This is a genomic window from Sphingomonas sp. 35-24ZXX (assembly GCF_000786215.1).
Lineage (GTDB): Bacteria > Pseudomonadota > Alphaproteobacteria > Sphingomonadales > Sphingomonadaceae > Blastomonas.
Map to the genome: position 1 here is coordinate 167,743 of NZ_JROG01000007.1, position 12,710 is coordinate 180,452.

11 protein-coding genes are annotated in these 12,710 nt (G+C 63.6%); 3 read left to right on the forward strand and 8 right to left on the reverse strand.

From position 1 onward, the window contains the following. Nucleotides 1-53: 53 nt before the first annotated feature. The 4 genes from LI72_RS13870 to LI72_RS13885 are packed head-to-tail and all read right to left on the reverse strand — an operon-like array spanning nt 54 to nt 6,335. Nucleotides 54-902, reverse strand: coding sequence for a phosphodiesterase (locus tag LI72_RS13870; protein ID WP_033926529.1), 849 nt, complete (start codon nt 900-902; stop codon nt 54-56). A 44-nt stretch (nt 903-946) separates the two neighbouring features. Beyond that, on the reverse strand, nt 947-2,818 hold the full coding sequence (locus LI72_RS13875; protein WP_033926530.1) for a cytochrome c3 family protein: 1,872 nt from the start codon (nt 2,816-2,818) through the stop codon (nt 947-949). 46 nt (nt 2,819-2,864) lie between these two features. After that, a complete protein-coding gene (locus LI72_RS13880; RefSeq protein WP_033926531.1) occupies nt 2,865-3,776 on the reverse strand; it encodes a hypothetical protein in 912 nt (303 codons plus the stop codon). A gap of 3 nt (nt 3,777-3,779) precedes the next feature. Continuing rightward, the gene (locus LI72_RS13885; RefSeq protein WP_081985005.1) at nt 3,780-6,335 is read right to left on the reverse strand and encodes a cyclic nucleotide-binding domain-containing protein; all 2,556 of its coding nucleotides are present in this window, start codon (nt 6,333-6,335) and stop codon (nt 3,780-3,782) included. Between the two features lie 261 nt (nt 6,336-6,596). Here LI72_RS13885 and LI72_RS13890 point away from each other — a divergent pair, with 261 nt between their 5' ends. Continuing rightward, a complete protein-coding gene (locus LI72_RS13890) occupies nt 6,597-7,613 on the forward strand; it encodes a tetratricopeptide repeat protein (RefSeq protein WP_033926533.1) in 1,017 nt (338 codons plus the stop codon). A 236-nt stretch (nt 7,614-7,849) separates the two neighbouring features. Continuing rightward, complete coding sequence (locus tag LI72_RS13895) at nt 7,850-8,602, forward strand: LuxR family transcriptional regulator (RefSeq protein ID WP_033926534.1); 753 nt, start codon at nt 7,850-7,852, stop codon at nt 8,600-8,602. Nucleotides 8,603-8,628: 26 nt separating this feature from the next. Here LI72_RS13895 and LI72_RS13900 read toward each other — a convergent pair whose 3' ends face one another. From LI72_RS13900 to LI72_RS13915, 4 genes are all read right to left on the reverse strand, one after another. Next, entirely contained in the window at nt 8,629-9,225 is a 597-nt protein-coding gene (locus tag LI72_RS13900; protein WP_033926535.1) for a hypothetical protein, read from the reverse strand. Next, nucleotides 9,222-10,409: a M48 family metallopeptidase gene (locus LI72_RS13905; RefSeq protein WP_231562481.1), complete on the reverse strand. Its 1,188-nt coding sequence runs from the start codon at nt 10,407-10,409 to the stop codon at nt 9,222-9,224. The genes LI72_RS13900 and LI72_RS13905 overlap by 4 nt, the downstream gene beginning before the upstream one ends. Nucleotides 10,410-10,417: 8 nt before the next feature. Next, nucleotides 10,418-11,197, reverse strand: coding sequence for a hypothetical protein (locus LI72_RS13910; RefSeq protein WP_033926537.1), 780 nt, complete (start codon nt 11,195-11,197; stop codon nt 10,418-10,420). 111 nt (nt 11,198-11,308) lie between these two features. Continuing rightward, complete coding sequence (locus LI72_RS13915) at nt 11,309-11,974, reverse strand: YggS family pyridoxal phosphate-dependent enzyme (RefSeq protein WP_156139633.1); 666 nt, start codon at nt 11,972-11,974, stop codon at nt 11,309-11,311. A gap of 56 nt (nt 11,975-12,030) precedes the next feature. Here LI72_RS13915 and LI72_RS13920 point away from each other — a divergent pair, with 56 nt between their 5' ends. Then, on the forward strand, nt 12,031-12,555 hold the full coding sequence (locus tag LI72_RS13920) for a thiamine phosphate synthase (RefSeq protein WP_231562482.1): 525 nt from the start codon (nt 12,031-12,033) through the stop codon (nt 12,553-12,555). Nucleotides 12,556-12,710: the final 155 nt, after the last annotated feature.

Below are 12,710 nucleotides of genomic sequence, written 5' to 3' on the forward strand. Positions count from 1 at the left end.
TGGTCGCACATCCAGCTTCGGGTTTCCAGCCCTGCAGGGCCATCAGTCAGGGATCAGCTGGGCCTTTCGGCCAGCAGGCTGCGCACCAGAGGCTGCATCTTCTCGTCATAGCGCGCGAGCATCACGTGTTCGTCGGCGGTTTCGTAATGCGTGATCAGCTCGCGCCCGTTCCACCAGTGCAGCGCAAAGGCGGGCGGATCGGCGATGATCATGTTGCGGCCATCGGGTACATCCGGATCGATCGGAGCCAGCTCGAGCGCCACCTGCGGCGCGCTCGACGGGCAGATCGCCACCGGAAAGCCGCTCCAGCTGCTGACGATCGCACGATGCACATGGCCGCACACCATGCCGATGACGTTGCTGTGGCCGGCAAAGCAGCCGCGCAGCCGCTCCACCCAGGGTTCCTCGGGATGGGTGTTCATCCACTCGATCCCCACCTCGATCGGCGGGTGGTGCTGGACGATCAGCGTCGGCCGATCGGTCTGTTCGGCCAGGCGTGCGCGCAGCCAGTCGGCGCGGACTTCGCAGAACGCGCCGCCATGACGCCCCTCTTCCAGCGTATCGAGTACCAGCAGGCGGATCGGCCCTGCGTCCACCTCATACTGGACGAAGCCGTCCGCGGTCGGGACATCGGGAAACTGCGCCAGAAAGGTATCACGCTGGTCGTGGTTGCCCATGCACATATAGACCGGAAAGGGGCAGACCGAGAGTGCGTTGCGAAGCCGCCGATAGCTGTCCTCGTCGCCCCGGTCGATCAGGTCGCCGGTCGCGAGCAGCATATCGGGCACCGGATCGAGATCGCGCAGCATCGCGATGACCTGGTCCAACCGCTTGCGGTTGAATTCCGCCGGATTGTCCGGATCGAAGCCCAGATGAATATCGGTGATCTGAGCAATCAGCATCCGGCGCTTCGATCCTTCGTCTTGGGTGGTGCAGGTGCCGTCCTCTATCGTCGCAATCGGGCCGCCGCGCCGCCCGGATGCGCCATCGAGGCCGTTATCTCTGGCCGCTTTTTCTTCTTGTCTTGCTCGCGAAGCAGCCATGGAGCCCCCTTGTCGGCATGGTAATCGTGGCACATTGCGCAGGTCGATTCGACCGGCTTTTTCACCTTGTTCAACGATTCGCCCGTTTCGCCCACATGGCAGGTGCGGCAATCCTTGATCCCGGGCAACAGCAGGTCCGATGCCTCGGTCGACTTTTCGGCAAGGTGGCAGCTGGTGCATTCTTCCTTGTCGTGCGCATCGTGCGTGAACCAGCCCTTCTGCAGATAGCGGCTGGTCTGTGCGACCGGTGCAATACGGAAGTCGAGAGCGCCCGATGACGAGGGCGGGACAACGACGTGGCAGTCGTAACAGGCACCGCCACGGCTGAAGACCTGGCGGATAGCCTGATCGGCGCGGCCACCGCGGAAGTTCACCGCGCGCGCATAATCGGACGCGGTCCTGCGCGAGTTGACGACACCGGGCCGCTGGCGCGCCAGGCTGCCCAGATTGATCGGCCGCGCTGGCGGGGTGGAGCGATAGAAAGCACGCAGATCGGCCTTCACCTGTTCGGGCTGGCCGTGGCGAAGGGTGCGGAAAGTCCCACCGATCTTGTCGAACGCCAGACTGTGGCACATCGCACAGCTCTTCTCCATGTCGACCTCCACAAAGCCGACATTGTTCTTGTCCGCCTGGTGGCAATCGGAGCATTCGAGGGCATCGCCGAAGTCATACTTGGCCGAAAGCCGCCGCCCCATTTGCGCGACACCGCCGGTCTTGTTCAGGTGCAGGTCGTGCGGGAACTTCAGCCCGTTGTTTTCGCGCGGTTTCTTGTCGAGCGAAATGCGCTTGCGCGGGGCCTTGGCGTCGTCTCCGACCAGCGGACGCAGCAGCACGGCAGGCTGGAACTGCGGATGCGCATTGCCGAAATCGGCCGCGTTATCGAGCTTGGTATCGGTCAAGCGCGTGTCCATCCCGTCGTGACATTCCGCACAGAATCGCTGTTGCGTAGGTTCCATAGCACCGGCACCCTCATGCTCGGTGTGACATTCGACACAGCGTCCCGCCGGTTTGTTGAAACTGGCGGCAACGAATCGGGTGAACGCGGCAAATCCGGTGGGGTCGCCGCGCGCCGTGAGCTGTCGCGTCATCGGCGCATGCGGCCCTGCGTCCTTCTCGTGGCAGGTCATGCAGGCATTGTCGCGCACTGAAACGAACGCATCGACATGGCAGGCCTGGCAATCGTTCTTGAGCGTCTTGTGCGCCTGACTCATCTTGCCCGACGACCACAGGCTATCGGCATGGAAACCTGCGGGACGCGACACCTTTTCCTTGTACGCCAGGTCCTTGTAGCTCGACCAGGTGTAGACCGGCCAGGCCAGGCACGCGATCAGCACCAGCAGCGCAAAGCCCCAGGCGCTCATCCGCTTGCCGGGCAGCAGGCCCTTGAGCGAATAGATCGCCGCTTCATCCTTGTCCTCGGCGCTGTCCGATACCGCCTCAATGCGGCGAACGGTGAGCGTTACCGCCTCGCCCTCGACCCCCACTGCGATGATATGCCCACCGAAACGCAGCTCGGCGCCGCGCGCCAGATCGACCTTGGCCGATTCCACGCTGCGGCCATCGACATCGAACGGCTGCTGCGACTGCGAGGTGATGAAAAGTTCGCCACCGCGCCGCTCGACGCGCGCATGCACGGGATTGACCGCAAGATCGGGCAGATGGACGCCATTGCTGGCGTTGCGGCCGATAAAAAGCTCTTCGCCCGCCACTTCGGTCTGGCGGACAATCTCGCTGCCATCTGCCTTCAAGGCGACCTGGCGGACGATAAACATCATGAAACTGCCCCCAAAACTTGCCGAAACCCCGCCCCCGGACCTGCGATCACCAATAGAAGAACACGCTGAAGATATGCGCCGAGAGCGCCGCGAGCAGCGCGAAGGTCATCGGCACGTGCACGTACAGCCACACCTGCAGCATCGCCTTGATCTGGAGATGCTTGCGCAGCCGCGCGAGGGTCGATTCCTTGCGCTGCAGAAGCCCGTCGACCTTGTCGAGCGGATCATCGCCCATGCGCGGCTGATACGCGCGCATCCGGCGCAGCTCCGCCATGGCCGCGCGTGTCTCGCACCCCGAATAGCTGTTGCCGATGCGCTGGAAGAAATTGCCCGCGAACGGATCCTGCTCGAGCGAGGCCTGGACCAGCCCCGCCTGTGCGGGATCGAGCGGTTGCGCGGCATCGTGCAGCTGGCGGTCAAGCGAACGCAGCTGCTCGATCATCATCCGCTCGGTCACCGCGCCATCGCCATCGGCCCGGTTGTTCGACAGATTGTCGGGCAGGGTCGCGTAGAAATAGATGCCGACGATGCCGGAGACGATGACGATCATCATCAGCGACCAGGCCAGGGTATGCACGTTCCAGCCCAGCTGGAAGCCGGTGTGCAATGTGCCGATGACGATCAGGCTCAACCCCAGGTACACATGCGCGCTGGTCCAGGCCTTGAGCGACCAGCCCCCCGGAGTGATTGCCCGCTTGCGCATGCCCAGGCACGTCAGCCAGACGATCAGCAGCGCGCCGATGGTACCCAGAGTATAGCCATACCACGAGCCGCCATTGTGGCGTGGCTGCACGTCGACGAGGAAATAGCTGACCAGACAGGTGATCGACAGCACCGTGGCGATCTTCATCCAGCGGAAGTTGCGATGCCGCAGGAAGCCGTCGTGCATCGAATTGCGCTGACGGCCGGTGGTCTTCTTGCGCGCTGGCGGCGCTGCGGGTTGAGCCTGGCTAGCCATGGGTCAAGCCTCCTCCTGCTCGAGCCGGGCGACGGTCAGGAACTCGTCGGGCGCCACGCGGATGGCCGCGCCCGTCGGGCAGGCGCGCACGCAGCTGGGGCCACCCTCGATTCCGGCGCACATGTCGCACTTGATCGCCTTCTTGGGCTTCTCGACGCTGTGGTCGCTGTTGGCATAGGACCATTTCTTGCTCGGTTCGCCCGGGCCAGGGCCAAAGCCGAAGAACAGCCAGGAGAGCAGGCTGGGCTTCTTCGGCGGCACCTTGTCCATGCGGATCACGCCATAGGGGCAGTTGCGCTGGCAGTTGCCGCAGCCGATGCAGGTATCGTTGATATAGACCTCGCCGTCCGGGCCCCGATTGATCGCATTGGGCGGGCAATCGGCCATGCAGTGCGGATGTTCGCAATGGCGGCAACTGGTCGGCACGTGCAGATGCGCATAGGTGCGCCCGGCCTCGCGATCGAGCCGCGAGAGGCCGTCATGGCTGTCGGCGCACGCCTTTTCGCAATTGTCGCAGCCCACGCACAGGGTCTCGTCGATCAGCAGCACGTCGGTCGCCTCGCCGATGCCGTTTTCGACCAGGAAGTTGGCAACGCCCGAATACATGTCGACCACGCCCGAGAAGCTGTCCTTCTTCGCCTCGATGAACGCGTTGATATCCTGGCGGCTGGCCATGTCGCGCTTGGCGCGCTTGAGCAGTTCGGGATGAGCGTCGAGCACCTTCCTGAACGCCTCGCCATCGATCTGGATGACCTCGGACTTGATGGCCGCCTTCACCGTCGCGGTGCGCCTGCCGCCTGCGATCAGCGCCATTTCGCCGACATAGGAGCCGGCGGGCAGATAGGAGAGGAACACCGGCTTGCCGCCGATTTCCTTTTCCACGATCATCGACCCCACCCGGATCACGAAGATCTCGGTGCCCTCGTCGCCTTCCTTGAGGATCGCCTCGCCGGGCTTCACCTGACGGATACGGCTGGTATCGACCACCTCGCGGATGTCGTCGGGCTTGAGGCCCGAACCGAACATCTGCAGCAGCAGGCGCTCGGTCGAGATGCGTTCGATCGCCTTCTTTGCGGTCGGCACCTGGCTTTGCAGCTTGAGCGCGGCGTTGCGCGAAATCTCGACGCAGATCGTGTCCTCGGCCGCGACCACCGTCGCACCGCGCCGACGACCCGAAATCAGGCCCACCTCGCCGAAGATCGACCCCTGGCCGATCGGCACCGTCTTTGATGTGTCATTGGGGTCGATCTGCACCGCGACCGAGCCCTGCGCGATCGCGAACAGCGATGACCCAGGTGCGGCCCGTTCGAAAATGACATCGCCCTTGCGATAGAATTTGGCATCCGAATCGAGCATGAACTCGCGCATCTGCAGCGGGTTCATGCCGTTGAGGATCGTTACATTCTCGCGCAGCACATCGAGCCATTCGGCCACCGACTTGCGCCCCGGCAGGTCGCGGAACTTGGCCTCCAGAATGGGTTCGTCCGCCGGCTTCAGATCGGCATTGCCGTTGATGAACTCGATGACGTCATAGCCTTGGTTCATGCAATGCTTGATCAGCGGGTAACCGGCGAGCGCGCCGATGATGAAGATGTTGGGCGCGGTCGATTCGAACACCGGCGACAGCTGCGGAAAGGCCAGCCGGTCGGCGCTGGTAAACGCGATGCCGCATTCCTCGATGAACGCACGCGGCGGGGCCGATCCGATGCGCGCGATGATGCGGTCGCAGCGCACGCGCTCCTCGCCGTCGCGGGTGCTGAACGTGATCCAGCCCGGTTCGATGCTCGCGGTGTCGGTCTCGAAGCGGATGTTGAGCTTGCCGGCATTGCGGTCCGCCAGCAGCGCCAGCGCGTTCGCTTCCTTGGCGGTCGGGAAGGTTTCTCTCGGGCTGGGCGCTTCGGGCCCGCGGTTGACAATCGTGACGACGTTGCCCTGCGCCGAATCCTCGGCCAGGCCGCGCGCGTTCTCGATCCCCGCATCGCCCGCGCCGATCACGACGATATGCTCGTCGACATATTCGGTCGGGTCATCGAGCTGATACTGGACATGCGGCAGGTCACCGCCGGGGCAACGCATGCGGTTGGGATTGCCCTGGGTTCCGATGGCGAAGACGACGTTCTCCGCCATCACCTTCTCGCCGCTGGTCAGCTCGATTTCATAGGGCGGGGCGTAGCGCTGGATCTCTTTCTTGGTGACAGAGCCGTCGCGACCGCGCTGCTCGATGACATGGACGCTGCCCTCGATCGCGGGGCCGGTGCCGCGGATCGCCTTGGCCTCGGCATTGAACTTGACGTTGACGCCCAGTTCCTTGGTGCGCGCATTCCACTTTTCGAGGATCGCCTCGCGCTTGCCCGCATCGAATTCATGGTCGGAGCGCAGAACGAGCTGCGATGGCGTGGCCATCACATGCTTGCCCTTCTGGTATTTGTAGATGGTGTCGGAGAGGTGATCGGTCTTTTCGAGCAGGATGTGGCTCATGCCCAGGCTGGCGGCGCGCGCAGCGGCGCTCTTGCCCGCCGGGCCCGATCCGATGATGGCTACGCGGAAAATCTCGCTCACTGGTTCGCGCCCCCCAATTGCGGACGCAGATACGCCCGCGCTTGCCTGGCATCGGCTCAGCCCAGCGCACTGCAGTCCGATTTCTCCCCGATCGGTGCTGCTGTCGCCGGAATGCCCCGCTGCCGCAAGAAATTGCCCAAAATCCGGTTGCGAACCCTATGGCCATATTTCTAGCAAAGAATGTGATCTTTACCACTTAGAAATTGGAAAATTTGGCTGATCCGCTAGCTTCACTAACGGACGCGCACAAAGAGACCCCGGATGACACAAGCCATGAACGATCCTGCCCTCCCTTCCGCAGCAAGCGATGCCCCTGCCCGAACCTCCGGCGGTGGCCTGGGGGCCGGCAAGATCGCGCTCGCCGCCGCGGCGCTGATTGCGGTCAGCGCAGTGGGCTACAAGATCTATTCCGACCAGGCGCCCGCGGCGTCCGCTCCGGTCGCGCCGCTCAACGCCGAAGGGCAACCTGCCTCGGTCGACGAGGTCATCACCGCGCTGGAAACCCGTCTTCGCGACAATCCGGACGATGCCGAAGGCTGGCGGATGCTGGGCTGGAGCTATTTCGAGACCAGCCGCTTTGCCGAATCGGCCACCGCCATGCGCCGTGCGATCCAGCTTGCGCCCGGCAATTCCGAATATCACTCGATGCTGGGCGAGGCGCTGGTGATGGCCAGCAAGGACGAGGCCATCAGCCAGGATGCCCGCGCCGCGTTCAAGCGCGCAGTGGAGATCGACCCCAAGGATGCGCGCGCGCGCTATTTCCTCGCAGCGGCCAAGGATATCGATGGCCAGCATGCCGAGGCGATCGAGGACTGGTTTGCGCTGCTCGCCGAGACCCCTGCCGATGCGCCTTATGCCAAGGACATTCGCGACGTGATCCGCAATGTCGGCAAGGAACGCGGCATCGAAGTGGAAAAGCGGCTGGCGTCCGCCAAGTTCGCCGCTCCCACTGCCGGGTTCCGCACCGATGGCGCGCAGGCAGCGACCGCGGGCATACCCGGCCCCAGCCCCGACCAGATGGCGGCGGCCGCCGCGCTGCCTCAGGGCCAGCAGGACATGATGGTCGCGCAGATGGTCGACGGGCTGGCCGAGCGCCTCAAGCGCGAGCCGGGCGATACCGACGGCTGGATCATGCTGTTGCGCAGCCGCATTCAATTGGGGGAGACCGGCAAGGCGCAGGCCGCGCTGCGCGATGCCACCGCCGCGCTGAAGAACAAGGCGGCGGATCAGCGCCGCGTGCGCGAGGCGGCCTCTGCGCTGGGCGTTCCGGGAGCATGACCGGCTGACCGGCCAGACAGCCTGTTACCCGGCAGAATTGCGCTAGTCTCAAGGTTTCCGGCCACATTGCAGCAAACAAGATCGCACCGATCTGGACCAATGTAACCGTATATTGGTTGCCTGCTCGCCAGCAGGTAAATAGCAGGTAACCAAACGTTTGCATCTGATCTTGTTGCCCGCAGGCCGTTTCGGACCTTTTCGGGCTATCGCAATCTATCGGGAATTGAGCCAGGCTTATGCCGGAACTGGACCTAGTCGAGCGTGCATCGGCAGCTATTGAGGCCGCCGCTACGCTGGAAGACCTGCTGCATGTGACGGCCGAGGCCGCCCGGCCGTTCGGCTTTGCCTATACGGCGCTGGCGCGGCATGTTCACGTCCAGTCGGGGCTGATGCAGCCCGAGATGGTGACCAACTATCCGCAGGCATGGCACGACCTGTTCCAGCGCCGCGAATACAGCCTGACAAGCCCGGTTCTGGCCGCATGCCAGCGCCGCGGTGGGGCCATCCGCTGGACCGACCTCGAATCGATCATTCCGCTCACCCGCATCCAGCGCGAATATCTCGAAGAGATGCGCAAGCTGGGATTGGGCTCGGGCTGCACGATCGCCAGCCACATGCCCGATCGCCCGACGATCTCCGTGCATTTCGTGGTGGAGGACGGACAGGAATTGCAGTCGCGCCCGTTCATGCTGGCGATGCTAATCGGCGTGGCAGCGGGCCAGCAGGCGCGCAGCCTGTGGCAGGCGCAGCTTCCCGAGATCACCGTGAACAACGATGAAAAGCTCTCCCCGCGTCAGGTCGATTGCATCAAGCTGGTGGCGCGCGGCATGACCAGCTGGGAAATCGCGGCGGTGCTGAAGATCTCGGACCAGACGGTCAGCGAATATCTCACCGATGCGCGACGGCGGCTCGCGGTGTCGAACCGCGCGCAATTGGTGCTCAAGTCGCTGAAACAGGGCTATTTCACGCTCGACGATGTGACCGAATAGACCAGGCTATAGCGCGCACGCGTGCGTCAGGGCAGGCGCGCGCTGCGCATGATTGCCCGCGCATCCTCGATACCGCGCGCGAAATAATGCAGCCGCGGCGCATCGAAGCTGATCATGTACAGCCGCCCATCGATGATCGCGGCGTGCGCCTCACCCATGCGGGTGAGTTCATCTCCATCGACATATTCATAGGCAAACACCACACCCTCTCGCCCCAGAAAGGGTTGAGGCTGCACATCGGTGACGCGGAAATCGGCGATCTGCTTGGCGCTGCGATAGGTGGCTTCGAACAATTCGGGCAATTCGACCAGCAATGTCGATGCCGTGAACTTGGGCAAAGGGTCGCGCTTCTTGCTGCGTTCGCGTGCCAGCGGCTTGCCCGGCTCGATTCCGGCAAAAAAGGTGAGATCGTTGAGCTGGCTGCCGTCAAGTGTCCAGGTCTCGGTATGCTTGCCGATATTGCCATCAAGCCTGTTCCAGTCGCGACCCGGCATGACGGTGAGCGAAGTATTCGCGATGGCGACCACAGCCCCCTGCTCGCGCAGCTTGTGCGCGACAGCGACAGAAGGCAGCAGCCCGCAGAGCAGCAAGGCCGCAGCGGCGTAGCGAAAACCAGGGATCATGGCGCAGGCACCTCTTTGGGGATCATCATGCCGATCAGCTTTGCGTCCGCTGCATCCGGCCGCAGTTCCAGATAGCGGCGCAGCGCCTGCTGACCCGAAGCCGCCTGCCCGGTCTTGAGCAGGGAGAGGCCCAGGCCGCGATGCGCCTCGGGATGCGCCGGATCGAGCGCGATGGCCTCGCCGTAGAATGTCGCGGCATTGACCAGATCGCGCGGCGCCCCGCGCATCCGGTAGAGCTCACCGCGGGCGTGCCAGAGCGGCGCGGTCCAGCCGCCTTCCGCCAGCGCCTGGATGATGTATTCGCTCGCGCCGAAATCGTTGAGCTTGATCTGGTCGTCGAGCAACTGCGGCAGCCAGGGTGCGAGCGCCTCACGATAGCGCGCCGCACCATCATCGCGCTGCGCCGCATCGGCGCGGGCGAGCAGAGCGAGCGTAGTTGCACGCTCGACCTGTGGGGGATGGGTAGCGTAAAAAGGTACCCGGTCGAGGCGCGGCTTTTTCAATCCCTTGGAACGCGCATCTGCCTGATATTCTGCAATCAGCTTCTCCCACACCTGCGCTGCAGCTTGCGGTCGCAAATTGCTGCTGTTCAAATACGCAATCCCCAGCCGATCAGCCTCGCGCTCGTGGTCGCGGTTGAAGCTGTAGAAACTGCTGATGAGTGTGATTTCGAGGTTGCGATAAGCCCTGACCACATCATAGCTGGGGGCAAGACTACCCAGAACGCCAGCCCAGGCCAGAATATCTGTACTTGAACGGGCCGCTCGGAACCTTTCCAGAGTGTGACGCGCCTCGAAATGCCCGAATTCGTGGCCCAGTATCGCACCCAGCTCTGCTTCGTTGTGCACACGCAGCAGCAATCCGGTAAAGACCTGCATGGTTCCGTTGGGCGCCATGTTGGCGTTGAAGACCGGGACCCGCAAAATATAAAGCCGGACTGATCCGCACCGATCCTGCCCCACTGTGTCGCACAATATCTTGTGAACATAGGCATGCAGGGCTGGATCGCGGACGACGATATCCGACTGTGCAAGTCGACGTTCCTCCTCATCCATTTGCTGCCACTGGCCCTGCTCGTCCACTCCCTGGGGCTGATAGGCGCCGGCATAAGGTGGCGGTAATGCAGGTTCAGCCTGGGCGGAGCCTCCCATGGCCAGCGCCAGCAAACCGATCGTCAGCAGCACCCGCGCGATCATGGCTTGGTCCCGGATGCGGTCTCGGGGGGCGGCGGATCCTTGGCGATCGCGCTACCAGGAAAATCCTCGAGCAGCTGGCGTACCCGCTTCATCGCACCTTCGGGATCGCGCACATCGCCGCCCATCTGGCCATCGGCGTTAAGCCAAAGCAGATGGCCGGTCTTGAGATCGACCAGCCCGGCATAGCCCGCGTGCAACCCGGACGTCACGCCGACCCCGGCGACCAGCCCGACAATCTGCAGCATCTTGCGCCCGGTCGAGCCATAATGGTCATTGGTGACGATGAAGAGCGCATAATCGGCCTCATCTGCGCCGGGCAGCTTTGCAACATCGGAGCCCAGCGACCAGTCGAACTGGCCTGCCTTGTTGTCGCGTTTCTTGGTGGGAAGCCGGTTGCCGACAAAGAACTGGTACTGGATGACCGCTTCGGACACGGCACCGAACAGCGCCAGATGCTCGGCCACGCGGCGGGCATCCTCGCCATAGGTTTCGGGTGCGGCGATCACCGTGTTGCCAAGCTGCCGCTGCAATTCGACCAGCGCGGCATCGATATTCCGGCGCGCCTGGTCGGTCCATTCGGCGCGCGGCTCGGGTAGCCCTCCCGTCGATTGTTCGGCCACGCGAACCGACGGGCGCAGCACCAAGATGGTCTTGCCGCTTTGTGCAGGCAGAACAAATCCCTGCCGAACCGCTGAACGCTCCTGCGCCATCAACGGCGTCGAAACCGTTACCCCATTAAGAATGAGCGCGGCCAACAGGCCGAATACCGTACGCATCAACACCCCCGCTTGAGGGCAGGGGCATAGCGGCTATTCTACCTTTTATTCTACGGTAAAGCGCAAAATTGCTTCATTTTGGATACGATAGTTTGATCTGGTCAAAGTTGCTTAGCGCGCACCGAACAAGGCAGAGCCAATGCGGACATGGGTCGCACCGATGCGCACCGCGGTCTCGTAATCACCCGACATGCCCATGCTGAGCTGATCGAGCCCATGGTCACGCGCCAGCTTGGCGAGCAGGGCGAAATAGGGCGAGGGTTCGACATCGGCCGGCGGCACCGCCATCAAGCCGATCACGGGCAAGCCCAAAGCGCGGACATCCGCCAGGAACTGCGGGAGGTCGGCGATTGCACAGCCGCCCTTCTGCTCTTCCTCGCCGATATTGACCTGGACGAAGCACGGCACCTGCCGGCCCGCCTTGGTCATCGCGGCGGCGAGCGCCTTGGCGAGCGACATGCGGTCTAGCGAGTGGATGCAATCGAACAGCGCAACCGCCTCATCTGCCTTGTTCGATTGCAGCTGGCCGACCATGTGCAGCTGCAGATCGGGATAGCGCGCGCGCAGATCCGGGAACTTGGCCTGTGCTTCCTGCACCCGGTTCTCGCCGAACACCCTGTGGCCCAGTTCGATCAGGTCCTCGATCGCTTCTGCCGGCTTGGTCTTGGAAATCGCGATCAATGTGGTTGATCCGGCGGGACGCCCTGCGATCTTCTCGGACTGAGCGATGTTCGCGCGGATCGTGGCGAGCGGGGTGTCGGCGGGGTGGCTGGGCATATTCATGGGGCGCGGCTATAAGCCCGGTCATGCGCCGCCGCCAGCCCGGAAACACAATGCCCACGCTCTGGCTGATCAGCGATGCGCGCAACGATGCGCTGCTGGAGCGCGCAATCGCACGGCTGCCACGCGGATCGGGGCTGGTGTTCCGGCATTATCATCTTCCCCCGGAGCAGCGCCGCCAGCGATTCGTGCAACTGGCCAAGCAGATCCGCAACCGGGGCGGCGTGATCGTGCTGGCAGGCGATACCGCGATGGCGCGACGCTGGCGCGCGGATGGCTGCTACGGCGCGCCCGTCAGCGGTGCGGGCCACGGCCTGATCCGGCTGCTGACGGTACACGACATGCGCGAACTCGCCCGCGCCAATGCGATGAGAGGGTCGGCGCAGACCCTCATCTCTCCAGTCTTCGCCACCCGCACCCATCCCGGCGGCGCGCATTTGGGCGTCCCTCGATTCGCCGCGCTCGCACGGCTCTCGCGCCTGCCGGTGATCGCACTGGGCGGCATGACGAGGGCACGGGCGCAGCAGAACGGTGCGGTGATCGACGGCTGGGCTGCCATCGATGGGCTGTCGCGCTAGCCCGTCACCCTCCCCCGCGACGATTGGCGCCCGTTTGCCAACCGATCATCGACGATAACCTCGCCTGTTACGCCTTCCAGATGCGGGGCGGCAGCATCTGCGTTCGGAAAGTTCGTGGCATGCGACAATCCTGCTTGTACTTAAAACTCTACATA

Coding starts and splice junctions, on each gene's coding strand:
- LI72_RS13890 (WP_033926533.1), top strand. CDS start 6,597: ATGACACAAGCCATGAACGATCCTGCCCTCCCTTCCGCAGCAAGCGAT.
- LI72_RS13915 (WP_156139633.1), bottom strand. CDS start 11,974: ATGCCCAGCCACCCCGCCGACACCCCGCTCGCCACGATCCGCGCGAAC.
- LI72_RS13920 (WP_231562482.1), top strand. CDS start 12,031: ATGCCCACGCTCTGGCTGATCAGCGATGCGCGCAACGATGCGCTGCTG.
- LI72_RS13875 (WP_033926530.1), bottom strand. CDS start 2,818: ATGATGTTTATCGTCCGCCAGGTCGCCTTGAAGGCAGATGGCAGCGAG.
- LI72_RS13870 (WP_033926529.1), bottom strand. CDS start 902: ATGCTGATTGCTCAGATCACCGATATTCATCTGGGCTTCGATCCGGAC.
- LI72_RS13895 (WP_033926534.1), top strand. CDS start 7,850: ATGCCGGAACTGGACCTAGTCGAGCGTGCATCGGCAGCTATTGAGGCC.
- LI72_RS13910 (WP_033926537.1), bottom strand. CDS start 11,197: ATGCGTACGGTATTCGGCCTGTTGGCCGCGCTCATTCTTAATGGGGTA.
- LI72_RS13900 (WP_033926535.1), bottom strand. CDS start 9,225: ATGATCCCTGGTTTTCGCTACGCCGCTGCGGCCTTGCTGCTCTGCGGG.
- LI72_RS13880 (WP_033926531.1), bottom strand. CDS start 3,776: ATGGCTAGCCAGGCTCAACCCGCAGCGCCGCCAGCGCGCAAGAAGACC.